This window comes from Streptomyces sporangiiformans (assembly GCF_005768555.2).
Lineage (GTDB): Bacteria > Actinomycetota > Actinomycetes > Streptomycetales > Streptomycetaceae > Streptomyces > Streptomyces sporangiiformans.
This window is the reverse complement of sequence record NZ_VCHX02000135.1, coordinates 1-25,095: the sequence shown is the minus strand read 5'-3', so window position 1 is coordinate 25,095 and position 25,095 is coordinate 1. Positions and strand designations below refer to the sequence as shown.

Annotated in this window: 23 protein-coding genes; 13 read left to right on the top strand and 10 right to left on the bottom strand. The window is 70.7% G+C overall.

Going from position 1 to position 25,095, the window contains the following annotated elements; all coding sequences use genetic code 11:
* Positions 1–234: 234 nt before the first annotated feature.
* Together FGD71_RS19880 and FGD71_RS19875 are read right to left on the bottom strand one after the other, a co-directional pair.
* Positions 235–1,059: a purine-nucleoside phosphorylase gene (locus tag FGD71_RS19880; RefSeq protein WP_119101849.1), complete on the bottom strand. Its 825-nt coding sequence runs from the start codon at positions 1,057–1,059 to the stop codon at positions 235–237.
* Positions 1,060–1,209: 150 nt separating this feature from the next.
* Positions 1,210–1,647 carry a gamma-glutamylcyclotransferase family protein gene (locus FGD71_RS19875; RefSeq protein ID WP_119101814.1) on the bottom strand — a complete coding sequence of 146 codons (438 nt, stop codon included), beginning with the start codon at positions 1,645–1,647 and terminating at the stop codon, positions 1,210–1,212.
* 97 nt (positions 1,648–1,744) lie between these two features.
* On the opposite strand from FGD71_RS19875, the gene FGD71_RS19870 reads away from it, so the two are divergent.
* Entirely contained in the window at positions 1,745–3,193 is a 1,449-nt protein-coding gene (locus FGD71_RS19870; RefSeq protein WP_119101813.1) for an NAD(P)H-quinone dehydrogenase, read from the top strand.
* Between the two features lie 188 nt (positions 3,194–3,381).
* Positions 3,382–4,344 carry a DeoR/GlpR family DNA-binding transcription regulator gene (locus FGD71_RS19865; protein ID WP_119101812.1) on the top strand — a complete coding sequence of 321 codons (963 nt, stop codon included), beginning with the start codon at positions 3,382–3,384 and terminating at the stop codon, positions 4,342–4,344.
* Positions 4,345–4,543: 199 nt separating this feature from the next.
* On the opposite strand, the gene FGD71_RS19860 is transcribed toward FGD71_RS19865, so the two are convergent.
* Positions 4,544–6,298, bottom strand: a complete 1,755-nt coding sequence (locus FGD71_RS19860; RefSeq protein ID WP_119101811.1) for an acetyl/propionyl/methylcrotonyl-CoA carboxylase subunit alpha — start codon at positions 6,296–6,298, stop codon at positions 4,544–4,546.
* 357 nt (positions 6,299–6,655) lie between these two features.
* Here FGD71_RS19860 and FGD71_RS19855 point away from each other — a divergent pair, with 357 nt between their 5' ends.
* Positions 6,656–7,168 carry a hypothetical protein gene (locus FGD71_RS19855; RefSeq protein WP_119101810.1) on the top strand — a complete coding sequence of 171 codons (513 nt, stop codon included), beginning with the start codon at positions 6,656–6,658 and terminating at the stop codon, positions 7,166–7,168.
* 59 nt (positions 7,169–7,227) lie between these two features.
* On the opposite strand, the gene FGD71_RS19850 is transcribed toward FGD71_RS19855, so the two are convergent.
* Positions 7,228–7,845, bottom strand: coding sequence for a Maf family protein (locus tag FGD71_RS19850; RefSeq protein ID WP_119101848.1), 618 nt, complete (start codon positions 7,843–7,845; stop codon positions 7,228–7,230).
* A 50-nt stretch (positions 7,846–7,895) separates the two neighbouring features.
* The gene (gene mmpB, locus FGD71_RS49705; protein ID WP_276147150.1) at positions 7,896–8,024 is read right to left on the bottom strand and encodes a morphogenic membrane protein MmpB; all 129 of its coding nucleotides are present in this window, start codon (positions 8,022–8,024) and stop codon (positions 7,896–7,898) included.
* 152 nt (positions 8,025–8,176) lie between these two features.
* Here mmpB and FGD71_RS19845 point away from each other — a divergent pair, with 152 nt between their 5' ends.
* Positions 8,177–9,307, top strand: coding sequence for an SGNH/GDSL hydrolase family protein (locus FGD71_RS19845; protein ID WP_119101809.1), 1,131 nt, complete (start codon positions 8,177–8,179; stop codon positions 9,305–9,307).
* Positions 9,308–9,330: 23 nt separating this feature from the next.
* Here the strand turns inward: FGD71_RS19845 and FGD71_RS19840 are convergent, their stop codons facing one another.
* Together FGD71_RS19840 and FGD71_RS19835 are read right to left on the bottom strand one after the other, a co-directional pair.
* Positions 9,331–9,537 (bottom strand): acyl-CoA carboxylase epsilon subunit, encoded by a 207-nt coding sequence (locus tag FGD71_RS19840; RefSeq protein WP_119101808.1) that lies wholly within the window; start codon positions 9,535–9,537, stop codon positions 9,331–9,333.
* A 20-nt stretch (positions 9,538–9,557) separates the two neighbouring features.
* Complete coding sequence (locus FGD71_RS19835) at positions 9,558–11,156, bottom strand: acyl-CoA carboxylase subunit beta (RefSeq protein ID WP_119101807.1); 1,599 nt, start codon at positions 11,154–11,156, stop codon at positions 9,558–9,560.
* Between the two features lie 206 nt (positions 11,157–11,362).
* On the opposite strand from FGD71_RS19835, the gene FGD71_RS19830 reads away from it, so the two are divergent.
* Entirely contained in the window at positions 11,363–12,232 is an 870-nt protein-coding gene (locus tag FGD71_RS19830) for a biotin--[acetyl-CoA-carboxylase] ligase (protein WP_119101806.1), read from the top strand.
* A gap of 311 nt (positions 12,233–12,543) precedes the next feature.
* A complete protein-coding gene (locus FGD71_RS19825) occupies positions 12,544–13,758 on the top strand; it encodes an adenylate/guanylate cyclase domain-containing protein (protein WP_119101805.1) in 1,215 nt (404 codons plus the stop codon).
* A gap of 12 nt (positions 13,759–13,770) precedes the next feature.
* Here FGD71_RS19825 and FGD71_RS19820 read toward each other — a convergent pair whose 3' ends face one another.
* A complete protein-coding gene (locus FGD71_RS19820) occupies positions 13,771–14,373 on the bottom strand; it encodes a hypothetical protein (RefSeq protein ID WP_119101804.1) in 603 nt (200 codons plus the stop codon).
* Positions 14,374–14,576: 203 nt separating this feature from the next.
* Between FGD71_RS19820 and FGD71_RS19815 the strand changes: the two genes are divergently transcribed.
* The 5 genes from FGD71_RS19815 (at position 14,577) to FGD71_RS19795 (ending at position 20,468) form a co-directional block, all read left to right on the top strand.
* Positions 14,577–15,407 (top strand): enoyl-CoA hydratase/isomerase family protein, encoded by an 831-nt coding sequence (locus FGD71_RS19815; protein ID WP_119101803.1) that lies wholly within the window; start codon positions 14,577–14,579, stop codon positions 15,405–15,407.
* Positions 15,408–15,519: 112 nt separating this feature from the next.
* Positions 15,520–16,671, top strand: coding sequence for a GGDEF domain-containing protein (locus FGD71_RS19810; protein WP_119101802.1), 1,152 nt, complete (start codon positions 15,520–15,522; stop codon positions 16,669–16,671).
* Positions 16,672–16,845: 174 nt separating this feature from the next.
* Positions 16,846–18,384, top strand: coding sequence for a histidine ammonia-lyase (hutH, locus tag FGD71_RS19805; protein ID WP_119101801.1), 1,539 nt, complete (start codon positions 16,846–16,848; stop codon positions 18,382–18,384).
* 267 nt (positions 18,385–18,651) lie between these two features.
* On the top strand, positions 18,652–18,855 hold the full coding sequence (locus FGD71_RS19800) for a cold-shock protein (RefSeq protein WP_003969786.1): 204 nt from the start codon (positions 18,652–18,654) through the stop codon (positions 18,853–18,855).
* Between the two features lie 92 nt (positions 18,856–18,947).
* Complete coding sequence (locus tag FGD71_RS19795) at positions 18,948–20,468, top strand: DEAD/DEAH box helicase (RefSeq protein ID WP_119101800.1); 1,521 nt, start codon at positions 18,948–18,950, stop codon at positions 20,466–20,468.
* 27 nt (positions 20,469–20,495) lie between these two features.
* Here FGD71_RS19795 and FGD71_RS19790 read toward each other — a convergent pair whose 3' ends face one another.
* Both FGD71_RS19790 and FGD71_RS19785 read right to left on the bottom strand, forming a co-directional pair.
* The gene (locus tag FGD71_RS19790; protein ID WP_119101799.1) at positions 20,496–22,676 is read right to left on the bottom strand and encodes a glycosyltransferase family 4 protein; all 2,181 of its coding nucleotides are present in this window, start codon (positions 22,674–22,676) and stop codon (positions 20,496–20,498) included.
* Positions 22,677–22,703: 27 nt separating this feature from the next.
* Positions 22,704–23,048, bottom strand: a complete 345-nt coding sequence (locus FGD71_RS19785; protein WP_119101798.1) for a hypothetical protein — start codon at positions 23,046–23,048, stop codon at positions 22,704–22,706.
* A gap of 109 nt (positions 23,049–23,157) precedes the next feature.
* Here FGD71_RS19785 and FGD71_RS19780 point away from each other — a divergent pair, with 109 nt between their 5' ends.
* Positions 23,158–23,505, top strand: coding sequence for a hypothetical protein (locus tag FGD71_RS19780; protein WP_119101847.1), 348 nt, complete (start codon positions 23,158–23,160; stop codon positions 23,503–23,505).
* Positions 23,506–23,716: 211 nt separating this feature from the next.
* Positions 23,717–24,979, top strand: a complete 1,263-nt coding sequence (locus FGD71_RS19775; RefSeq protein WP_119101797.1) for a L,D-transpeptidase — start codon at positions 23,717–23,719, stop codon at positions 24,977–24,979.
* Positions 24,980–25,095 lie beyond the last annotated feature (116 nt).

The following is a 25,095-nucleotide window of genomic DNA, read 5'->3' as shown; positions in this document are numbered from 1 at the left end:
TCCCCGCGCCCCTAAAGGGGCGCACCCGCAGTTGGTCACCGGCGGGAGGGGGCGTGTGCCGGTGCGTCATCGCCCGTCGCGTAGGGCTTGTCTCAGGCAACCCGCACGCTGTACCAACACCGGGCCGTACGCCCCCGCGGCGACGGGCGGACGCACCGGCACACGACCCCGACCCACCCACCACCCCACCGACCGACCCACCCAGCGGCAGCGAAACCGCAGGCGCGACGCGCGTCAGATGCGGTCCAGCACCTGCGTCAGCAGCGACCCCATGCGCGTCGCGGAGTCGCGGCCCGCCTGGAGGACCTCCTCGTGGTTGAGGGGCTCGCCCGTCATGCCCGCGGCGAGGTTGGTGACGAGGGAGATGCCGAGGACCTCCGCCCCGGCCTCACGCGCGGCGATGGCCTCCAGCACCGTGGACATGCCCACCAGGTCCGCGCCGATGACGCGAGCCATGCGAATCTCGGCCGGCGTCTCGTAGTGCGGGCCGGGGAACTGTGCGTAGACGCCCTCTTCGAGGGTCGGGTCGATCTCCCTGCACACCGCGCGCAGCCGCGGCGAGTAGAGATCCGTCAGGTCGACGAAGTTCGCACCGACGATCGGCGACGTGGCCGTGAGGTTGATGTGGTCGCTGATCAGGACCGGCTGACCGGGGCGCATCCCCTCGCGCAGCCCGCCGCAGCCGTTGGTCAGCACGACCGTCTTGCAGCCGGCGGCGACAGCGGTACGGACTCCGTGTGCGACGGCGGCGACCCCGCGGCCCTCGTAGAAGTGGGTGCGGCCCAGAAAGACCAGGGCCCGTTTGTCACCGATCTCGTAACTGCGGACCTTGCCGCCGTGGCCCTCGACCGCCGGCGGGGGAAACCCGGGCAGTTCGGTGACCTGGAACTCGGCCTCGGGGGCACCGAGGGCGTCCACGGCCGGTGCCCAGCCGGAGCCCATCACAAGGGCGACGTCGTGGGTCTCGGCACCCGTGAGCTCCCGCAGGCGCGCGGCGGCGTCGTCGGCGGCGGCATACGGGTTGCCCTGGGGGTCGTCCGGAAGAAGAGATGCGTTCACGCGCACGAGCGTAGCCGGTCTGAGCCTACGCGCGTAGATGATGGCGGTCACGCGTTTGCGATCGTTGTCTGGTTGTTTCCGACGAGGACCACGGGTGAGGGCCCTCAACAAGGGCCGCAAGGGCCGCAAGGGCCGCAAGGGCCGACGAGGTCAACAAGGACGCTTGCGCAGTTCCATCACATAGTCGTGCGGCGCTCCCGCCGACTCCGCCGCGTCCGCGAGCTCCCCCAGGTACCGGGCCGACGGCAGGCCCCCTTCGTACCCGTTCAGCACATACACCCACGCCGGCTCCTCACCCTCCAGGGTGTGCACCCGTACGCGCATACGCCGGTATATGTCGAGCCCGACCCCCTCCCAGCGGTCCAGGGAGTCCTCGTCGAGCGGAGCGACGTCGTACAGCGCCACGAACACCTGCGAGCGAGGTGCCTCGACGATGGTCGCGAGCGCGCCCTCCCAGCCCATGTGCTCGCCGCCGAAGGTGAGCCGCCAGCCGTTCAGCCACCCGGTGGCACGCAGCGGCGAGTGCGGGGCGCGGCGTGTCATGAGCCGCGAGTCGAGATTGCCGGCGTACGCGGCGTAGAGCGACATGAGGGAGAGGGTACGGCAGCGACGACGCACACCCCTCCTGTAACAGGGCACCCGCGGGTGGCCCCCCGGAGCGAAGCACCGTGGGGCGTGCGGGACAATGGAGTACGTGACTCGGATCGTGATCATCGGTGGCGGACCCGGCGGATACGAGGCGGCCCTGGTGGCCGCCCAACTCGGCGCGGAGGTAACCGTCGTCGACTGCGACGGCCTGGGCGGCGCCTCGGTCCTCACCGACTGCGTGCCGTCCAAGACCCTGATCGCCACCGCCGAGGTGATGACCACCTTCGACTCCTCGTATGAGGAGCTCGGCATCATCGTGGCCGATGACACTCCTCACATCGACACGCCCGCGCGGGTCGTCGGAGTCGATCTCGGCAAGGTCAACCGGCGTGTGAAGCGCCTCGCGCTCGCGCAGTCGCACGACATCACGGCGTCCGTGACGCGCGCGGGCGCCCGGGTCATGCGGGGCCGCGGCCGTCTGGACGGCCAGCAGGCCCTGGACGGGTCCCGGAAGGTCGTCGTGCGGGCCGCGGACGGTACGGAGGAGACCCTCGTCGCCGACGCCGTGCTCATCGCCACCGGTGGGCATCCCCGTGAGCTCCCCGACGCCCAGCCCGACGGCGAGCGGATCCTGAACTGGACCCAGGTCTACGACCTCGACGAGCTGCCGGACGAGCTCATCGTGGTCGGGTCCGGTGTCACCGGCGCCGAGTTCGCCGGTGCCTACCAGGCGCTCGGCTCCCGGGTCACCCTGGTGTCCAGTCGTGATCGCGTGCTGCCGGGCGAGGACCCGGACGCCGCGGCCGTACTGGAGGACGTGTTCCGGCGGCGCGGCATGAACGTCATGGCGCGCTCCCGTGCCCAGTCCGCCAAGCGCGTGGGCGACCGCGTCGAGGTCACGCTCGCCGACGGCCGCGTCATCACCGGATCGCACTGCCTCATGGCCGTCGGTGCCATCCCCAACAGTCACGGCATGGGTCTCGAAGAAGCCGGGGTGAAGGTCAAGGAGTCCGGGCACATCTGGACCGACAGGGTGTCCAGGACGTCGGCCCCGGGCGTGTACGCGGCCGGTGACGTCACCGGGGTCTTCGCGCTCGCCTCCGTGGCGGCGATGCAGGGACGTATCGCCATGTACCACTTCCTCGGTGACGCGGTCACCCCGCTCAACCTCAAGACCGTCTCCTCGAACGTCTTCACCGACCCCGAGATCGCGACCGTCGGCTACTCACAGGCCGACGTCGACGGCGGCGTCATCGACGCCCGGGTCGTGAAGCTGCCGCTGCTGCGCAACCCGCGCGCCAAGATGCAGGGCATCCGGGACGGCTTCGTGAAGATCTTCTGCCGGCCGGGCACCGGGATCGTCGTCGGCGGTGTCGTCGTCTCGCCGCGCGCCTCGGAACTGATCCATCCGATCTCGATCGCGGTCGACAACAACCTGACCGTCGAACAGATCGCGAACGCCTTCACCGTGTACCCGTCTCTGTCGGGCTCGATCGCCGAGGTGGCCCGGCAGCTGCACACCCGCAAGACGGACGGCGACGTCTGACGACGGGCTGCAACTCCTCGCTGGTCAGGGGGAGTTGGCAGGCCTTGTCGGCCCCTGTGTGCGGCATGGGCAGCGGGGGTGGGCGGGTATGGGTGCGTATACCACTTCCCGTGCTGCCGTGCGAACAACTTCTGTTATTCGGCGCAAACTGCTGAAAGCAGACGGTCGTTGGGGTTACTGTCAGTTTCGTGTTCGCTGCAGAACGTCGCCAATTGATCCTCGAAATGGTGCGAGCGAATGGGGCCGTGTCGCTCCGTGAGCTCGCCCGCGTCGTCCAGACCTCCGAAGTGACCGTACGGCGGGACGTGCGCGCGCTGGAGGCAGAAGGACTCCTCGACCGCCGGCACGGCGGTGCGGTATTGCCGGGCGGGTTCACGCGGGAGTCCGGCTTTCCGCAGAAGTCACATCTCGCGACCGCCGAGAAGACGGCCATCGCCGATCTCGCCGCGGGTCTCGTCGAAGAGGGCGAGGCCATCGTGGTCGGGGCGGGGACCACCACGCAGGAGCTGGCCCGTCGGCTCGCCCGGGTCCCCGGGCTGACCGTCGTCACCAACTCCCTTCTGGTGGCCCAGGCGTTGGCCCACGCCAACCGTGTCGAGGTCGTGATGACCGGCGGTACTCTGCGCGGTTCCAACTACGCCCTGGTCGGCAGCGGTGCCGAGCAGTCCCTCCAGGGTCTGCGGGTGTCCCGGGCCTTCCTGTCGGGCAGTGGGCTGACCGCCGAGCGCGGCCTGTCCACCTCCAACATGCTGTCGGCCAGCGTCGACAGGGCGCTGGTGCAGGCGGCCGCGGAGGTCGTCGTCCTCGCCGACCACACGAAGCTCGGTACCGACACGATGTTCCAGACGGTACCGACGGATGTGATCACGCGGTTGGTGACGGACCAGCCGCCCGCACACGACGACCGTGCGGCCACCGAGTTGCAGGCCCTGGCCGACCAGGGTGTGCAGATCGCCGTCGCCGGCTCCGGCGACGCGGGAGACGACACGGCCCCGGCAGGGCGCCAGCCGCCACGCCGGGACGTTGCCCTTCCCGGCCCACGGCGGAGCCAAATGCCGGGCGGCGGTCCTCAGCTGCGCAGTACCTCCGCGGTGCTCGGGGAGCAGCCGCAGAGCGAGCGCGCGCGGGTCGCGGATCTGCGCCGCCGCTGACGCACCGGCGCAGACGGACGGTCACTGACGGCCAGTCACTGACGGGCGGCGGTCCAGTCCGTACGTCAGACATTCGTCGGAGCAGACCGAGCAGGCTTGCGCGCGCTTGGCGTGAGAGCGCCCGGTGGACCTGTACACGGTCCACCGGGCGCTCCTGGCGTACGTACGGGAGTCCGTACGGAGGATCCGTACGGGGGCGTCAGTCCTTGATCTCGCAGATGACGGCGCCGGAGGTGACCGAGGCGCCGATGTCGGCGGACAGGCCCTTGATGGTGCCGGCGCGGTGGGCGTTGAGCGGCTGCTCCATCTTCATCGCCTCCAGGACGACGACGAGGTCGCCTTCCTGGACCTGTTGGCCTTCCTCGACAGCGATCTTGACGATGGTGCCCTGCATGGGGGAGGCGAGGGTGTCGCCGGAGGCGGCCGGGCCGGACTTCTTCGCCGCCCGGCGCTTGGGCTTCGCCCCGGCGGCCAGGCCGGTGCGGGCCAGCGACATGCCCAGCGAGGACGGCAGGGAGACTTCCAGGCGTTTGCCGCCGACCTCGACGACGACGGTCTCGCGGCCCGGCTCGTCGTCGGTGTCTGCCTCGGCGGGCGCGGCGAAGGGCGTGATGTCGTTGACGAACTCGGTCTCGATCCAGCGGGTGTGGACCTGGAAGGGGTTGCTGGTGAAGGCCGGGTCGGTGACGACGGCGCGGTGGAAGGGGATGGCGGTGGCCATGCCCTCCACCGTGAACTCCGCGAGGGCGCGGGCGGCGCGCTGCAACGCCTGCTCCCGGGTGGCGCCGGTGACGATCAGCTTGGCCAGCAGGGAGTCCCAGGCGGGGCCGATCACGCTGCCGGACTCGACACCGGCGTCCAGGCGCACGCCGGGTCCGGTGGGCGGGGCGAAGGTGGTGACGGTGCCGGGGGCGGGCAGGAAGTTGCGGCCGGGGTCCTCGCCGTTGATGCGGAACTCGAAGGAGTGGCCGCGGATCGCCGGGTCGTCGTAACCGAGGACCTCGCCGTCGGCGATGCGGAACATCTCGCGGACCAGGTCGATGCCGGTGACTTCCTCGGTGACCGGGTGCTCGACCTGAAGGCGGGTGTTCACCTCGAGGAAGGAGATGGTGCCGTCCGCGCCGACGAGGAATTCCACGGTGCCGGCGCCGACGTAGCCGGCTTCCTTGAGGATGGCCTTGGAGGCGTTGTAGAGCTGCGCGTTCTGCTCGTCGGACAGGAACGGCGCGGGGGCCTCCTCGACGAGTTTCTGGTGGCGGCGCTGCAGGGAGCAGTCACGGGTGGAGACGACGACCACGTTGCCGTGGGTGTCGGCCAGGCACTGGGTCTCCACGTGCCGCGGCTTGTCCAGGTAGCGCTCGACGAAGCATTCGCCGCGGCCGAAGGCGGCGACCGCCTCGCGGACGGCGGAGTCGTACAGCTCGGGGACTTCTTCGAGGGTGCGGGCGACTTTCAGGCCGCGTCCGCCGCCGCCGAAGGCGGCCTTGATGGCGATGGGCAGGCCGTGCTGCTCGGCGAACGTGACAACCTCTTCCGCGCCGCTGACGGGGTCGGGGGTGCCGGCGACGAGGGGGGCGCCCGCGCGTTGGGCGATGTGGCGGGCGGCGACCTTGTCGCCGAGGTCGCGGATCGCCTGCGGGGGCGGGCCGATCCAGATCAGGCCCGCGTCCAGGACGGCCTGGGCGAAGTCGGCGTTCTCCGAGAGGAAGCCGTAGCCGGGGTGGATGGCGTCGGCGCCGGAGTCGGCGGCCGCCTGGAGCACCTTGGTCATGTCCAGGTAGCTGGTGGCCGGGGTGTCACCGCCCAGCGCGAATGCCTCGTCCGCGGCCCGCACATGCAGGGCGTCCCGGTCCGGGTCGGCGTACACGGCCACGCTCGCGATCCCGGCGTCTCGGCACGCCCGGGCGACACGGACAGCGATTTCGCCACGGTTGGCGATCAACACCTTGCGCACGTTGGCTCCCTCTCCTTGAAACAAGCCGAGTTTAGGGACTGCCGACACGTCGTTTCGACCCATCCCCGATGGTGAGCTTGCCCACACGGAGCGTTATCCCAGGCCTGCTCGTCCGCGAAATCCCTTGTCGCACCGTGGTACGCATGGGGCTTCCCATGAACCCTAGCCCTCTCATGTGGTCAAGGTCTCTGTGAGAGCGTGCTGCGGCCCACTCGGTTTCTTTGTGGAGTCCCTACGAATGGCCTAACGAATCTTTGCTCCGGTCAGATCCCTTGTCCGGGGCTTTACCCGTTAGTAGCGTTCGGGATGCTCCCGAGCACTACTTGGGGTAACAGTCGTCGAAGGTGGGTGGGACCGGTGGTACGCAGACCGGTGGCGTGGGTGGCCGCGATCGTGCTCTTCGTGGAGGCGTTCGGCATCGCGCTGGTCAACTGGTTCCTGGGGGTCGTCGTCGACCGGCAGGACATGTCCCTCGCTGGACTGGACCCGGCCGCGATGTCCGTGTCCTCGAAGGTCGCGGGTCTGGTCTTCGGCCTCTACTTCGCGCTGTGCGGTTTCGTCGCCCTGCGCGTCGCCCTGCGCGACCGTGCCCCCGCCGGCCTCGGCCGCGTCCTGCTCATCAGCGTCGCCGTCGTACACGGCCTGCTCGGCGCCTTCACGGTCGGCCTGGTGGGCTGGGGCGCGTTCGCCTTCATGATGGTGGTGCTCGGGTTGGTCGTGCTCATCCTGATGGCGTACGACGGCCGGGAGGGCGCGGTCTCCGACGCCGAGCCGGTCGACGGCGCGCCGAACGGAGGAGCTCCGGGCGACGGAAGTAACGGGGGAGCCCCGGTCGCACCCACGGCGCCGCCGACGCCTTCGGCGCCCTGACCTCGCCCGACCATCTCTGCCCGACAATCTCCGCTCGACCATCTGCCCGAATCGCGTCGTCAGTTGTCCTGCCCGGCCCACAACTCCGTGATGCCGACGCCCAGTTGGGCCAGCAGGCGGCGCAGCAGCGGCAGTGAGATGCCGATGACGTTCCCGTGGTCCCCGTCGATGCCGTCGATGAACGGGGCGGAACGGCCGTCCAGCGTGAACGCCCCGGCGACGTAGAGGGGTTCGCCCGAGGCGACATACGCGGCGATCTCGGCGTCGGTCGGTTCGCCGAAGCGGACCACGGTGGACGCGATCGCCGACCGGTACCGCCCGGTCGTCGTGTCGTAGACGCAGTGCCCGGTCTGCAGCGTGCCCGTGCGGCCGCGCATCGCCTTCCAGCGCGCGGTGGCCTCCTCGGCGTCCGCGGGCTTGCCGAGCGCCTCGCCGTCCAGGTCGAGCACCGAGTCGCAGCCGATCACCAGGGCACCCTTGACCTCGGGCTTCGCCGCGACGACGGACGCCTTCGCCTCGGCGAGCGCGAGCGCCAGCTCGGCGGGGGTCGGGGCGGACACGGCGTCCTCGTCGACCCCGCTGACGATGACCTCGGGGTCGAGTCCGGCCTGCCGCAGCAGTCCGAGCCGGGCGGGGGACTTGGAGGCGAGGATGAGCCGACGGCGCTGATCAGTCATGCCGCCCAGGGTATCGACGTGGCCGGCGGGACGGCTCGTGCCGTCATGGATCACATGACGCCGAGCACGATCATCGCGAGCACCATGGCCAGCGCCATGAGGACGCCCAGCCGCCGCAACATGACCTGCATGTCGCGGAGTTCCTTCGGCGGCTCGTTCTCCGGGTCGGACCACAGCATGTCAACGATCGTGAGGCTGTGAGGGCTGGGGCGCCTGAGTACGCGTACTCATCTTGAGTAAAAGGTTCTGGAGTTCCATTAGTGAGCGCGACCCTGCTACCGTCCTGCCCGACTGCTAATGGAACATCAATCCCATTTGGAGGACGGCTGCCGTGTTCACCACCGTCTGGACCGCCTCGCCCCAACTGCCCAGCGCGGGCTTCACCCTCAACTGGTCGCAGGAGGGCTTCTGGCGTCACTCCCTGCGTCAGATCGTGCGCCTCACGGCGGGCGGTGACCGGGTCCGCATCCACCTCTCGAACGCCTACGGCACCTCGCCGCTGAAGGTCGCGGGCGCCACCATCGCCCGCACGGACCGGGGAGCCGCCGTCGAGCCCGGCTCACTCAGGCGGCTCACCTTCGCAGGAGCGCGGTCGGTGGAGATCCCGGCGCGCGGGCGGGCGGCCAGTGACGCCGTCGAACTCGCCCTGGAAGCAAGGGAATCGGTCACCGTCACCCTCCGCCTCGACGCGACCACCGGGCCCGCGACCTTCCACGCCCAGGCCTTCGCGACCAGCTACCGAGGAGCCGGGGACCTCCTGGAGGACACGGCAGGCGCGGGCTTCGACGAGTCGAGCGAGTCCTGGTACTTCCTGTCGGCCGTCGACGTCACCGCGGGCCGTACGGACGCGGTGGCCCTCTTCGGCGACTCGATCACCGACGGCTTCGGCTCCACGCCGGGCGCCGACCGCCGCTGGTCGGACGTCCTCGCCGAGCGCACCGGACGGCCCGTGATCAACGCCGGCATCGGCGGCAATCTCGTCCTCAACGACTCGGCCTGGTACGGCGAGAAGGGCGTCCACCGGCTCGGGCGCGATGTCCTCGCGCAGGCCGGTGTGAGCACCCTCGTCGTCCTCCAGGGCCTCAACGACATCGGCTTCAGCGAGACGGGCGAACAGCCCACGTACAAGCCGGCGCCGGTCGTCGAAACGGACGAACTCATCGCGGGCCACCGGGAATTGATCCGCCAGGCGCGCGCCTCTGGCCTGCGCGTGATCGGTGCGACCCTGCTTCCCTTCGGCGGCTCCGACCACTGGGGCGAGCACGCGGCGAAGGTGAGCCACGAGGTGAACGAATGGATCCGACGCTCCGGCGAGTACGACGCGGTGGCCGACCTGCACCGTGCGCTCGCCGACCCCGCCGATCCGGACGCGCTGAACCCGGCGTACGACTTCGGCGACCACCTGCACCCGAACGACGCGGGATACGAGGTGATGGCCGAAGTCACCGCCGAACAGCTCTGACCGGGCGTGCCCGGCCGACCGGGCTAACCGGGCCAGTACGTGCGGCCCCACGCCTTGGGGCCGGGAGCGGGCAGGCGGCTCGCGGCCACCCGCCCCGGGTCCGCCCACGCGTCGGGTTCACGGGCCGCGCCGGACGGGGTGATGGCCACCGCCGCGGCGCGTGCCTGAACCACCGCCAGTGCGGCGGCCAGCTCCTCCGGAGTCGGGTTGCCCCGTACGACCTTGATCATGACCGCTCCCAACTGGCGTCCTAAAGGGGGATGTTGCCGTGCTTCTTCGGAGGCAGGGATTCCCGCTTCGTCCGCAGCTGACGCAGGCCGCGTACCACGTGGGAGCGGGTTTCGGACGGCATGATCACGCCGTCGATGTAGCCGCGCTCGGCTGCCGCGTAGGGGTTGAGGAGCCTGTCCTCGTACTCCTGGATCAGACGCGTCCGCACCTCCTCGCGCTCCGCCTCGGGCGTGGCCGCGATGGTGCGGCGGTGCAGGATGTTCACCGCGCCCTGCGCGCCCATCACGGCGATCTGGGCCGTCGGCCAGGCGAGGTTGAGGTCGGCGCCCAGATGCTTGGAGCCCATGACGTCGTAGGCGCCGCCGAACGCCTTGCGGGTGATGATCGTGATGAGCGGGACCGTCGCCTCCGCGTACGCGTAGATCAGCTTGGCGCCGCGGCGGATGATGCCGTCGTGCTCCTGGTCCACGCCCGGCAGGAAGCCCGGCACGTCGACGAAGGTGATGACCGGGACGTTGAAGGCGTCGCAGGTGCGCACGAAGCGCGCCGCCTTCTCGCTCGCCCTGATGTCCAGGCACCCCGCGAACTGCATCGGCTGGTTGGCCACGATGCCCACCGGGTGGCCCTCGACCCGGCCGAAGCCGGTGACGATGTTCGGCGCGAACAGCGGCTGCGTCTCGAAGAACTCGGCGTCGTCCAGGACGTGCTCGATGACCGTGTGCACGTCGTACGGCTGGTTCGCGCTGTCCGGGACCAGGGTGTCCAGCTCGCGGTCCTCGTCCGTGAGCGCCAGGTCCGCCTCCTCCGGGAACGCGGGCGGCTCACTGAGGTTGTTCGACGGCAGGTACGACAGCAGCGACTTGACGTACTCGATCGCGTCCTTCTCGTCGCCCGCCATGTGATGGGCCACGCCGGAGGTGGAGTTGTGGGTGCGGGCGCCGCCGAGCTCCTCGAAGCCGACGTCCTCGCCCGTCACCGTCTTGATGACGTCCGGGCCCGTGATGAACATGTGCGAGGTCTGGTCGACCATCACCGTGAAGTCGGTGATCGCGGGGGAGTAGACCGCACCGCCGGCGCACGGGCCCACGACCAGCGAGATCTGCGGGATGACCCCGGAGGCGTGGGTGTTGCGGCGGAAGATCTCGCCGTACATGCCAAGGGCCGAGACGCCCTCCTGGATGCGGGCGCCGCCCGAGTCGTTGATGCCGATGACCGGACAGCCGGTCTTCAGGGCGAAGTCCATCACCTTCATGATCTTCTGGCCGAAGACCTCGCCGAGAGCGCCCCCGAAGACGGTGAAGTCCTGCGAGAACACGGCCACCGGGCGTCCGTCGACCGTGCCGTAACCGGTGACGACACCGTCGCCGTACGGGCGGTTCTTCTCCAGGCCGAAGTCGGTCGAGCGGTGCTGCGCGAACTCGTCCAGCTCCACGAAGGAGCCCTCGTCCATGAGCAGCTCGATCCGCTCGCGGGCCGTCAACTTGCCCTTGGCGTGCTGCTTTTCGACGGCGCGCGCCGAGCCGGCGTGCGTCGCTTCCTCGATGCGGCGCCGCAGATCCGCGAGCTTGCCCGCGGTGGTGTGGATGTCGATCTCTTGCGACTGTTCCGGCTCGGACATCGGGATGCGGCTCCCTGCCTGCTCAAAGGGGACATGAGGGGATGTGCTGAGGGCTGCTGAGGGCTTGATCTCGGGGTTGGCGGACCTCGGGTGGGTCCTCTGGGCTGCTCCTCGGCTGTACAGATGACACAGTGCTACTGACTCGTAGGGTAGTGCGGCGGCTACCGATCAGCAGTGCGGCGTTTACCACACCTAGGGTGGGTTGCATGACGCCGCGAGATGACTCAGACGACAGTCGTTGGTCCGACCTGGAACGCCCGCCGCTCAATGGCGCCGCGCTGCGCCGGGCCCTCGTACGGGACGCGGGGCTCTGGAGCGACGTCGAGGTCGTGGCCCGTACCGGATCCACCAACTCCGACCTTGTCGCCCTCGCCGCCGACGGCAAGGCCGAGGAGGGCGCCGTCCTCGTGGCCGAGGAGCAGAACGCGGGGCGCGGCCGCCTGGACCGCCAGTGGACGGCCCCGGCCCGCTCGGGCCTCTTCTTCTCCGTTCTGCTCAAGCCCTCCGAGGTCCCCGTCGCACGCTGGGGCTGGCTGCCCCTGCTCGCCGGGGTCGCCACAGCCACCGCGCTGTCCCGTACCGCCGGCGTGGACACGGCACTCAAGTGGCCGAACGACCTGCTCGTCACCGTGGGCGGCGAGGAGCGCAAGACCGGCGGCATCCTCGCCGAGCGCGCCGGCAGCGACGGCGTCGTGGTCGGCATCGGCCTCAACGTGACGCTCCGCGAGGACGAGCTGCCCGTGCCCACGGCGGCATCGCTCGCGCTCGCGGGAGCCTCCGTCACCGACCGCGACCCCCTGCTGCGGGCCGTGCTGCGCTCGCTGGAGCAGTGGTACACCGACTGGCGCGCCGCCGACGGCGATCCCTCCGCCTGTGGCCTGCAGGAGACGTACGCCGCCGGGTGCTCGACACTCGGCCGCACCGTGCGGGCGGAGCTGCCCGGCGGGGAGTCGCTGGAGGGGGAAGCGGTCGCGGTGGACGGGGACGGCCGATTGATCCTGGCCACCATGGAGGGGGTGCAGCAGCCCGTGGGGGCGGGGGACATCGTGCACCTGCGGCCGGCGGGTGAGGCCTGACCCGAGCTCCTCGGGTTCGCGGGCGCGTCGTCCCCGTCGGAGGCTCGGGTGTGGGTGTGGGTGCGGGTGCGAGTGCGGTGCCGGTGAAGGAGTGAGCGGAGCGACTCGTGGGGTACCCGGGCCTGGCTGTACAGGATGTACGAGAGGGGTACTCGACCACGGATGTTGAGACATGGGCGCGACCGTGCCGTACGACTCTGGAGTGGGCCTCGGGTCTCCCGGGCACGCTCATCGGGAGTGAGCCACAGCACACCTGCCGTAGAGTTGAGGCCGGTCGAAAGTGACCGTGGCAGATCGGAAGGGCAGCAGGCGTGACCGTCGACGACACGGGCTCCGGCACGGGTGCACACCCCGCCTCCGACGGTGAGCCGGGGCGTACTGCCGGGTCTGCCGCCGGGTCTGCCGCCGACACGCCGGCCGCGCGCGTCGACCGGGCCGAGGTGCACCCTCGGGTGGACGCGCATGAGGCCGACCCCGGCGACGACCCGCTCGCCCTCCGCCTCGAGCAGCTCATCCTCGGTGCCGAGCGGCGCTACACCCCCTTCCAGGCGGCCCGCAGCGCCGGTGTCTCCATGGATCTGGCGTCCCGTTTCTGGCGGGCCATGGGCTTCGCCGACATCGGCCAGGCCAAGGCGCTCACGGAGGCGGACGTACTGGCGCTGCGGCGTCTGGCCGGTCTGGTGGAGGCGGGACTGCTCAGCGAGGCCATGGCGATCCAGGTCGCGCGTTCCACCGGTCAGACCACAGCCCGGCTGGCCGAGTGGCAGATCGACTCGTTCCTGGAGGGGCTGACCGAGCCGCCCGAGCCGGGGATGACGCGCACCGAAGTGACGTACCCCCTGGTGGAACTGCTCCTGCCCGAGCTGGAGGAGTTCCTCGTCTACGTCTGGCGGCGCCAGCTCGCCGCCGCGACCGGCCGCGTCGTCCAGGCCGCGGACGACGAGGAGATGGTCGACCGCCGCCTCGCTGTCGGCTTCGCGGACCTCGTCGGCTTCACGCGGCTGACACGCCGCATGGAGGAGGAGGAACTCGGCGAACTCGTCGAGGCCTTCGAGACCACGTCCGCGGATCTGGTGGCCGCGCACGGGGGGCGCCTGATCAAGACGCTGGGCGACGAGGTGCTGTACGCCGCCGACGACCCGGGCGTCGCCGCCGAGATCGCCCTGCGCCTCATCGAGACCATGGCCAACGACGAGACGATGCCTGAACTGCGCGTCGGCATCGCCTTCGGCACGGTCACGACGCGTATGGGCGACGTCTTCGGCGCGACCGTGAACCTCGCGTCGCGCCTCACCTCGATAGCGCCACGGGACGCCGTTCTGGTGGACAGCGCACTCGCGGAGGAGCTGACCCGCACGGGGGACGCTCCCGCGTCCGAGAGCGAGGCCGCGGAGGCGGCCGCCGCCGCGGAGAAGGAGGGCGAGGAGCCGCCGGTGTACCGCTTCGCGCTCCAGCCGATGTGGCAGCGGCCGGTGCGAGGGCTGGGCGTGATCGAGCCGTGGCTGCTGAACCGCAGGGATTCCTGAGGCTGCCGAGTCTCACCTGGGCGTGCCGCCGACGCAGAGGCCCACGATCGGCACGCACACGTTCTCGTCATCCGGGTTCGGGGCGGGGACCGGCTTCGCGGGCCCCGGCGGGCGCGAGGTCTGGCGCGGGGGCGTGAGGGGCGGCGCTGCGGGGCCGGGCTCGGTGACGGGTGACTTCGGTCCGTCCGCCGTCGTCGCTGGGCCGGTCGTGGGGCGGCGCGGGGCGGCACCGGAAGGCTTGGGTGCCGTGGGCGGCCTGCCCGCGTCGGGGGGTGGTGCGGCCGCGTCGCCGCCGCTCGGAGCCGTCGTGGGGGACGGGGGCGTATGCGCCGTCGGTGCGCCGCTGACCGCTGCCGCCTCGCTGTCCGCGGCGGCCGGATCCGCCGTCGCTGTGAAGTCGGCCCCTGTGGGATCGCTGTCCGCGGCCGTGACGCCCCCGCCCGGCGGCTCCGCCGCGGGCCGCAGCAGGGTCAGCGCTCCCGCCGCCAGCGCGAGCCCTCCCACGGCGAACAGGGCCCGCCGGGGGCGGGGCTTGCGGTGACGTCCACGGGGCGGCCGGGGCACCGGGCCGGGGCCCACGTCGAGTACCTGTTGCTCCGTCGCCGTGTCCCGCATGCAGATCCTTTCCCGACGCGAAGGCGCCCGCCGACGCGCTGTCGCGGTGCGCAGGTTATGCGGCCTCTGGGGCGGTACGTCGGGGTTGACGGCGGGTGTCACTCGAACGTGGCGGGAACACCCCGGCTGCCCTTCCCCGGATGGGCTCCGGCTGAGATGATCGGCCGTGACTTTAGTTAACCATCGTTAACCGGGAGGGTGTCATGGCGGAACAGGGCGAGGGGCAGGGCGGGCGTCAGGGCGCTGAGCGGCGGTTCGGGGAGCACGTGGCCGTGCGCCGCCACGCGTACGTCGCGGAGCTCGCGCTCGACCGGCCCAAGGCCATGAACGCCGTGTCGACACAGATGGCCCGGTCGATCGCCGCCGCCTGCGACGCGCTGGCCGCCGACCGGGACGTACGCGTGGTCGTCCTGACCTCGACCCACGAACGGGCCTTCTGTGTCGGCGCCGATCTGAAGGAGCGGAACTCGTTCACGGACGCCGACCTGGTCCGCCAGCGGCCGGTCGCGCGCGCCGCGTACACCGGCGTGCTGGAGCTGCCGATGCCCACCGTCGCCGCCGTGCACGGGTTCGCGCTGGGCGGTGGTTTCGAGCTCGCGCTGTCCTGCGACCTGATCGTCGCGGACCGTACGGCCGTGGTGGGGCTCCCGGAGGTGTCCGTCGGTGTGATCCCCGGCGGGGGCGGTACGCAGCTGCTGCCGCGCCGGGTCGGGGCGGCCCGCGCGGCCGAGCTGATCTTCTCGGCGCGGCGTCTGGAGGCGGCCGAGGCGAGGGAGCTGGGGCTCGTGGACGAGCTGGTGGAGGAGGGGCGGGACCGGGAGGAGGCGCTCGCGCTGGCCGGGCGCATCGCCGCGAACTCGCCCGTGGGCCTGCGTGCCGCCAAGCGCGCGCTCCGTCTGGGGCACGGTCTCGACCTGCGCGCCGGCCTGGAGGTCGAGGACGCGGCCTGGCGTTCGGTCGCCTTCTCGGGCGACCGCGCGGAGGGGGTCGCGGCGTTCAACGAGAAGCGCAAGCCGGAGTGGCCGGGCGAGTAGGGAGTCAAAGGCGACGGTGGCCGCGGCCGTGGTTCTCTGTCGCCCCCGTCCGCCGCCCCCGCCTACGTTGCCCAACGTCTCAAAACGTTGCAAATCTACTTAACCTGGAGTGATGGGCGGTGACGATGGGCGGCTGAGGGCCGTGGTGGCGCTGGCGCAGGGCATGGCTGCCGCGCACACCCCGCGGGAGTGCTGGCGGGCGGCTGCGACGGGAGCCTGCCATGCGCTGGCGGGGAGTTTCGCCGCGCTGTCCGTCTGGGAGCGGGAGCTCGGCCGGCTACGGGTGCTCGCGAACGTGGGGGAGCGGGCGCCGGGCGAGGAGGAGTACCCCGAGAACGAGGCGTATCCCGTGCATCAGTTCCCGGAGATCACGGAGTTCCTGCACGAGCGCTGGGTGGCCGGCGGCGAGCCCAACGCGTGGGTGGAGACGGCGGAGGGACCCGAGAGGCCGGCCGGGCGACACGCCGAGTACTGCCACCAGAGGGTCGCCGCGCTGCGTAGGCGCGGGCGCGGCTGCTGTGTCGTGGCGCCGCTCGTGCTGCACGGCAGGGCGTGGGGCGAGCTGTATGTGGCGCGTCCCGTGGGAGCCCCGGCCTTCGAGCGCGCGGACGCCGACTTCGCGACCGTCCTCGCCTCGGTGGTCGCCGCCGGGATCGCCCAGACCGAACGCCTGGAGGAGGCCCGCCGGCTCGCCTTCACCGACTCCCTGACCGGCCTCGCCAACCGTCGGGCCGTCGACGTGGGCCTGGAGGAGGCCGTCGAGCGCCACCGTGCCGAGCATGTCGTCGTCAGCCTCGCCATCTGTGACGTCAACGGGCTCAAGCGGGTCAACGACACTCAGGGGCACGCCGTGGGTGATCGGCTCCTGGAGCGATTCGGCTCGGTCCTCTCCCTGTGCGGCGCGATGCTCCCCGGCACGCTTGCCGCGCGGCTCGGTGGCGACGAGTTCTGCCTGCTCGCTGTGGGGCCGGCCGCCGATGACGTCGTCGGCGTCGCCGACGAGCTCTGCCGCCGGGCGAGTGGGCTGGAGTTCGGCGAGGGGGTCGCCTGCGGTGTCGCCTCCACCGGGGATCCCATCGGGCCTGTCCGGTCGGCTCGTCGGCTCTTCCGTCTTGCCGACGCCGCGCAGTATCGGGCCAAGGCCGTTCGCGCCCCCAAGCCTGTGGTCGCCGGGCGCGAGGGGCCCCAGGACCCGGTTGTGCGGCTCGCGGACGCCCCCACCCCGGCGGCCCCGGAGCGGCGCCGCTTCCGCGGCCGCCCTTGACGCCGGGGCCCTGCCCCCAGGCCCCCGGGGTTCGCATTTCGACTGCGGGCCGGTCGTGGCTGGTCGCGCGGTTCCCCGCGCCCCTGAAGGGGCGCCTGCCGGCGGCGTAAGGGGTCAACCCGGCACCCGCTAGTGACACGACGGCATTCAGTGCGTACGCTCCTGAATATGGATATGCACACTGTGGTGGTGGGGACGACCGGGGTCAGCGCGGCCGACGTGCTCGCCGTGGCGCGCGGCGGGGCGCGGGTTGAGCTTTCCGGTGAGGCGGTGGCGGCGCTCGGCGCGGCGCGCGAGATCGTGGAGGCGCTGGCGGCCAAGCCGGACCCCGTGTACGGGGTCTCCACCGGCTTCGGCGCCCTGGCGACGCGGCACATCAGCCAGGAGCTGCGCACCCAGCTGCAGCGCAACATCGTGCGGTCGCACGCCGCCGGGATGGGACCGCGCGTCGAGCGCGAAGTGGTCCGCGCTCTGATGTTCCTGCGCCTGAAGACCGTCTGCTCGGGCCGGACCGGTGTCCGCCCGGTCGTCGCCCGAACCATGGCCGCCCTCCTGAACGCCGGTGTCACCCCGGTCGTGCACGAGTTCGGATCGCTCGGCTGCTCCGGCGATCTCGCACCGCTCAGCCACTGCGCCCTCACGCTGATGGGCGAGGGTGAGGCGGAGGGCCCGGACGGAGTCGTACGTCCCGCTCGTGAACTCCTCGCCGAGCACGGCATCGAACCCGTCGAGCTCCGCGAGAAGGAAGGCCTCGCCCTCCTCAACGGCACCGACGGCATGCTCGGCATGCTGGTCATGGCCCTGGACGACCTCGACACCCTCTACAAGTCCGCCGACATCACCGCCGCACTGTCCCTCGAAGCCCTTCTCGGGACCGACAAGGTCCTCGCCCCCGAGCTGCACGACATCCGCCCGCACCCCGGGCAGGGCACCAGCGCCGCCAACATGCTCGCCGTGCTGAAGGGTTCCGGCCTCACCGGTCACCACCAGGACGACGCCCCGCGTGTCCAGGACGCGTACTCGGTGCGCTGCGCCCCCCAGGTCGCGGGCGCCGGCCGCGACACCATGGCGCACGCCCGCCTGGTGGCCGACCGCGAGCTCGCCTCCGCCGTCGACAACCCCGTCGTCCTCCCCGACGGCCGCGTCGAGTCGAACGGCAACTTCCACGGCGCCCCGGTCGCGTACGTCCTGGACTTCCTCGCCATCGCCGCCGCCGACCTCGGCTCGATCGCCGAGCGCCGCACCGACCGCCTCCTCGACAAGAACCGCTCGCACGGCCTGCCCCCCTTCCTCGCGGACGACCCGGGCGTGGACAGCGGACTGATGATCGCTCAGTACACGCAGGCCGCCCTGGTGAGCGAGATGAAGCGGCTCGCCGTCCCGGCCTCGGCCGACTCGATCCCGTCCTCCGCGATGCAGGAGGACCATGTGTCGATGGGCTGGTCCGCCGCCCGCAAGCTCCGTACCGCCGTGGACGACCTGACCCGGATCATCGCCATCGAGCTGTACGCGGCCACCCGCGCCATCGAGCTCCGCGAGGGGCTCACCCCGGCTCCCGCCTCCCGCGCGGTCATCGACGCGGTCCGCGCCGCCGGCGTCCAGGGGCCCGGCCCGGACCGCTTCCTCTCCCCGGACCTGGAGGCCGCCGACGCCTTCGTACGCGGAGGCCACCTGGTCGCGGCGGTGGAGCCCGTGACGGGACCGCTCGCGTAGCGACCGGTCACTCGGTCAGCCAGTCGGCAGGTCGGTCAGCCAGTCGGCCGGTCTCGACGGATTCGACACATACGGGTGCGGGTTTCGTTCGCTTCCGACACCCGCACCCGTATGTGTGCTACGGTCGTTACCGATTACGTTTTTGGTACCCATTAACTTTGTGCGCCTGAAAGGAATCATCTCTCAGGCGCGTTTTGTTTTTCCGGCCGCTCCGGTTCTCCGGCGCAACTCCGGGTGGGTCCGCTATCCATCCAGGAGAAAAAAAGCATGGCAACTGGCACCGTGAAGTGGTTCAACTCGGAAAAGGGCTTCGGTTTCATCGAGCAGGACGGCGGCGGCGCCGACGTCTTCGCCCACTACTCCAACATTGCCACCTCGGGCTTCCGTGAGCTGCAGGAGGGCCAGAAGGTCTCCTTCGACGTCACGCAGGGTCAGAAGGGCCCGCAGGCGGAGAACATCGTCCCCGCCTGATCCAGGGACGCGTTCCACGCGAGCCGGGGCCCGCACCTTCGGGTGCGGGTCCCGGCTTGTGCTGTCCGCACGGAAGGAATCCCAGATCCAGCATGACCCGATCCGAACGTCCTGACCGACCCGCCGGCAAACGACCGGTGAATTCTCGTGGTTCGCGTGGTGCGCGTGGTTCTCAGGGCGCCCGCAACGGAGCCCCAGCCGTCGCGAACGGCGGCGCCCGAAACGCCCGTAAAAAACCGTCGCCCGGGGTCACCGCGCCGCGCGAGTTCACGCTGCCGGAGACCGTCACGCCCGCACTGCCCGCCGTCGAGTCCTTCGACGCGCTGGACATGCCGGCCGCGCTGACGAAGACCCTCGCGGCCCAGGGCGTGATCGAGCCCTTCCCGATCCAGGGCGCGACGCTGCCCAACTCCCTTGCGGGGCGCGACATTCTGGGCCGGGGCCGGACCGGCTCGGGCAAGACCCTCGCCTTCGGGCTGGCGCTGCTCGCCCGCACGGCCGGCCGCCGTGCCGAACCCAAGGCACCGCTCGCACTGGTCCTGGTGCCCACGCGCGAGCTCGCACAGCAGGTGACCGACGCGCTCACGCCGTACGCCACGGCCGTCAACCTGCGTCTGACCACGGTGGTCGGCGGACTCTCGATCTCCCGCCAGGCGGGCGCGCTGCGGCGCGGCGCCGAGGTGCTCGTGGCAACGCCGGGCCGGCTCAAGGACCTCATAGACCGCGGTGAATGTGCCCTCCGCCGTGTGTCGATCACGGTCCTCGACGAGGCCGACCAGATGGCCGACATGGGGTTCATGCCGCAGGTCACGGCGCTGCTCCAGCAGGTGGAGCCGGGCGGGCAGCGGATGCTGTTCTCGGCGACGCTGGACAAGAACATCGACAAGCTCGTACGGATGTTCCTCAGCGACCCCGTCGTGCACTCCGTCGACCCCTCCGCGGGCGCGGTGACCACGATGGAGCACCATGTGCTGCACGTCGCCGACGAGACCGACAAGAAGGCCGTCGCCATGCGCATCGCGGCCCGTGACGGTCGCGTGATCCTCTTCGTGGACACCAAGCGCGGCGCCGACCGCTTCACCAAGCGTCTGCTCGCCAACGGCGTTCGTGCCTCCGCGCTGCACGGCGGCCGCTCCCAGCCGCAACGCAACCGCACCCTGGACCAGTTCAAGAACGGTCAGGTCACCGCTCTCGTCGCCACCAACGTCGCGGCCCGCGGAATCCACGTCGACGACCTCGACCTGGTCGTCAACATCGACCCCCCGGTCGACCACAAGGACTACCTCCACCGCGGCGGCCGCACCGCCCGCGCGGGCGAGTCCGGCAGCGTCGTCACCCTGGTCCTGCCCGACCAGAAGCGCGACATGTCCCGTCTGATGGCGAACGCGGGCATCACCCCCCGGACGGCCCGCGTCAAGTCCACCGACGCGGAGCTGGCCAGCATCACCGGCGCCCGGGAGCCGTCCGGTGTTCCGGTGACGATCGAGGTACCGGCCCCCGCCGTCGCCCAGCCCGCACAGGCGAAGGGGACGGCGAAGGCCAAGGCCAACTCCCGGCCGCGGTCGCGCAGGGGCGGGGCGCGCACGCGCGGTGCGCGCAGCACGCGGAGCTGACGGGAGTCACGCGGAGCTGACGGAAGATCAAGAAGCGCTGATCGCCAGATCGTTGGTGACGGTGAAGAAGAACCGGGCCTGAACCTGTCCGCCCGCCGCGCCGGGGGCCGCGGCGGTCAGGGTGGTGCTCGGATGCTTGTCCGTTTCCTTGCGGGTCACGATGTCGCCGACGAGCCGGCCGATACGGAGGGGCTCCGAGGTTTCGGCCGGGCGCAGGAACAGGTCCCACAGCGCCTTGTCCGCCTCGGCCGGACCAGGCGGCAGAGAGGTCACGCGGGCCCGGAAAGCGCGAGCTCCGGTGGTCGTCGTCGCGGTGGTCTCGAAGTCGTGCGCCCTTCCGCTGCGGGAGACGCCCAGCAGCGCCGCGCCTGGGCCGAGTTCGGCCCCGTGGAGCAGGCCCTCGACGGCCAGGGAGCCCTCGTGGGTGCGCAGGGCCGTGGCTTCCGCGTGGGCGGGGCGGCGGAAGGTCCGCAGGGCCAGGAAACCGTCCTTGGTGGTGTACGGGATCCACCATGCGAACGCCTGGTCCGCCGCGGGAGACGCGCTCAGCAGGCCGCGCTGCTCGACGAGGGTGGCCTTGAGACGACGCCGTGCGCCGTCCTCCGCGCGCGCGATGTGCACATCCCAGCGGCCTTCCGCCAAGGAGAGCCGGTCGTGGGTCAGATCCGCCGTCCAGGGTGACCGCGCCGCCACGGGTCTCTCCAGCGGGACGCGGATCTCGTCGTCGCCGTGCCGGTGACGCAGGACGAGTGCGAGGCTCTTCCCGGACACGCCGGAGCGGTTCACCGCGATCCGTACCCCGCCCGCCGAGTCGGCCGTGCAGCGGCCCTTCGGGCGCAGGGCGCGCGGCCGGTCGTCCGTGGCCGGAACGTTCGCCGTCGGGGCCGCGGCGCCCTTGCCCGGGGCTCCCTTGGCCGGCGATCCCTTGCCCAGCGATTCCTGGCCCAGCGGTTCATGGCCCGAAGACGGCGGCGCCTGCGTACGTCGAAGGCGGGTGCGGCGGGGCAGAAGCGTGCCGGCGGCACGGCGTACCCGGCGGGTGAGCTTCACCGCCGCCGGGATCCGGGCCTCGCGCAGCTCGTCGATCAACCGCTCGTACTCGCCGGCGACCCTGCGGGGCGCGAACCGCTGGACGGTTTCCCTGGCGGACTCGCCCATGACGCGTCTCTGGTCCGCGTCCTCGATCAGCTTCAGCAGCCCGACGGCGAGTGCGTCCGGGTCGCCCGGGGTCACGAGCAGTCCGTCGGAACCGCTGGTGATGATTTCACCGGGACCGTGCGGGCAGTCGGTCGCGACGACCGGTACGCCGGCGTGCATGGCCTCCAGGATCGTCATGCCGAAGGACTCCCACTCGGAACTCACGGCGGCGATGGAGGCCTTGGCCCACTCGGTCTCCATGGTCGGATGCGGTCCCATGAGAAACACGTGGTCGTTCAGGCGGAGCGTGTCGACGGCGGCGCGGAGGCGGGCGCGCTCCGGCCCCTGACCGTAGATCCGCAGCCGCCACTCGGGCTGTGCGGCGACGACCTTGGCGAAGGCCTCGATGAGCAGGTCGTAGCGCTTGACCGGCATCAGACGTCCCGCGGCGACCACCAACGGGGCCCGTACGTCGGAGAGCTCGGCCCGCGGCCTCGGCGCGGCGTTCGGGATGTTGGCGATCCGCGTCCTCAGCCCGGGCAGCCGCGCGCGATGGTCGGCCGCGTCCTGGCCGGAGACGGTGACGAAGGCGTCCAGGCGCGGGATCGCGTCGTTCTGCGCCGCACGGACGCCGACTAAGTGATTGTCGTAGGACAGGTGTTCCTGCCCGATGCGCAGATAGCGGCGCGAGCCGTGTCGGGCGAGGAAGACCACCAGCGCCGGGCGGGTCGCCACGACCACGTCGGCGTCGGTCTCCTTGAGGAAGTCTCTGAGCCGTTCGTCCGTGAGCGCGCTGTAGCGGTGGGCGAGGACCTCGGAGGGCGGTACGACCGCGGAGGGCCTCCCCATGAGCGGGTGGCCGCCGTCGTGGGCCGGGGAGTCCGGGCGCTCGTCGACCAGGGGGACGAGGCGGACCTGACGACTCAACTCGAGCAGCGGCCGCTCCGCGGTGCGGAAGACCGAAACGATCTCAACCTCGTGCCGAGCGGCAAGTGCGTTGGCCAGGTTGAGCGTTGCACGGACCGTGCCCCCGATGGCGTAGGCGTTGTGCAGCAGGAAACATAACTTCAAGGAGGCGACTCCCTCTCTCAGCGCCTCTCAGTATGCCCCGCTGCGCTCCCGCCGTACGGAATACACGACGAAGCCCGCCCCCAGGCCCAGGCACAGCGTGCCGCCGACGACATACGGGGTCGTGTCGACGCTTCCCGTGTCCGCCAGTTCGGTGGACTGGGTGCCGGAAGGGGAGTCGGCGGGGGAGTCGGAGGAGTCCGAAGTGCCGGAGGAGTCCGCCCGGGCCTGTGTGATCGTGGTGGTCGACGTCTGTGCTCTGTGGTCCGCCATGGATTTGTCCGCCGTCGCGTTGGCGGAGGGGACGAACCACAGGGCGCCCAGAAGGGCCCCCGCGGCGGTAGCGGTCAGCAACGATCGACGTGCGGCGGACACGGAATATCGATCCCCTTGCGGTGCTGGCGAATTGGCCGTGTGGGCGATGTTAATGAAAGTCGCGGGTCTCGGGAAAGTCACGGTGGCTGTGAGCCGTACGCTCCGGGGTATGAATTCTTCGGAGACATCCCGCTTTGTGCGGTTGCATGTGGAACTGGTGCTGGAGATCGGCGACGAAGACGGCGTCACCAAGGCCGCGTTGGGGCGCCTCGCCGGCGAAACGGAGATGCCGGCCGACGAGCGGGCACACACCGAGAGCGCGGTGACGGAAGACACAGCGGAGGCCCTCGCGTACCTCGTCGACCCGTTCGACCTGGTCAGCAAGGTGCCGGGGGTCGAGATCGCGCAGGCCTCGTGGAGCAGCGAGCGGATCGACTACGACCCCGATGCGCCGGAGTGGGACCTCGGCGAGGATGATGATGCGTTGGACGAAGAAGATGAAAAAGAGGTTGGCTGACGCTGCTTGGGATAATCGTGACCCCGGGCGGCAACCGCCACCCGGGGTTCTCTCGTCTCATGAGGCGCAGTGACCGACACCCGCACCAGTAGTACGAGGAAAGTACCGACGTGGTGTGCCCCACACCTGTGACGGATGGGGAACGGGACGAACCGGTCGTAGCGTTTGAAGCTGTTACGGGGATTCTTGGGGTTCTGGGGATTCGGAAACGATGGAGAAGCGTGTGATGACGGACAGTAAGCGGCGCAAGGGTCTCAGGGCCGCGTCCGCACTGCTCGGCGGTGTGTTGTTGCTCTCGGCGTGCGGCGGGGGTGACGACGGTGCCAAGGGTGGTGGCGACAACACCTCGCAGGCCAAGGCCGACGAGGCGGCAGCCGAGAAGGCCTCCGAGGCCCAGATCAAGATCACGCCCAAGGACGGCTCGGACAACGCCTCCATCAACAACGCCGCCAAGGTCACGGTCAGCAAGGGCACGCTCACCGACGTCAGCATGGAGACCGCGAGCGGCGCCGCTGTCGACGGCGAGATATCCGCCGACAAGAAGAGCTGGGCGCCCAGCGTCCAGCTGGAGCGGTCCACCAACTACAAGATCACGGCCACCGCCAAGGACGCCGACGGTCGCGCGGCCCACGAGAACGCGTCGTTCACGACGGTCTCCCCGGCCAACAGCTTCATAGGCAACTTCACGCCCGAGGACGGCTCCACCGTCGGCGTCGGCATGCCGGTGTCGATCAACTTCGACAAGGCGATCACCAACAAGGCCGCGGTGCAGAAGGGCATCACCGTCTCCTCCAGCAGCGGCCAGGAAGTCGTCGGCCACTGGTTCAACGCCAACCGTCTGGACTTCCGCCCCGAGGACTACTGGAAGGGCGGCTCCACCGTCACCCTCAAGCTGAACCTCGACGGCGTCGAGGGCGCGAGCGGCGTGTACGGCGTGCAGCAGAAGACGGTCACCTTCAAGATCGGCCGTAACCAGGTCTCGATCGTCGACGCGAAGAGCAAGACCATGAAGGTCACTCAGGACGGCAAGACGATCAAGACCATCCCGATCTCCGCCGGTGCGCCCGAGAACAAGACGTACCAGGGCCGGATGGTGATCTCCGAGAAGTTCACGGAGACCCGGATGAACGGCGCGACGGTCGGCTTCACGGACGACGACGGCAAGGGCGAGTACGACATCAAGGACGTACCGCACGCCATGCGTCTGTCGACCTCCGGCACGTTCATCCACGGCAACTACTGGGCCGCCGATTCCATCTTCGGCAGCGTCAACACGAGCCACGGCTGCGTCGGCCTGAACGACACCAAGGGCGCCAAGGACCCGAACACCGAGGGCGCCTGGTTCTACAACAACTCGATCATCGGTGACGTCGTGGACGTCCGGAACACCGGCGACAAGACCATCGCCCCGGACAACGGCCTCAACGGCTGGAACATGGACTGGGCCGCCTGGAAGGAAGGCTCGGCCGTCTGAGCAAGGCTCGGCCGTCCGACGGCCGGCGAGCCGGCGCCCGACCGACGCCGGGTCCTCGCCACCTCCTCATCACCGCACTGATGGCGTCGGCCGCCCCCACACCGGGGGCGGCCGAC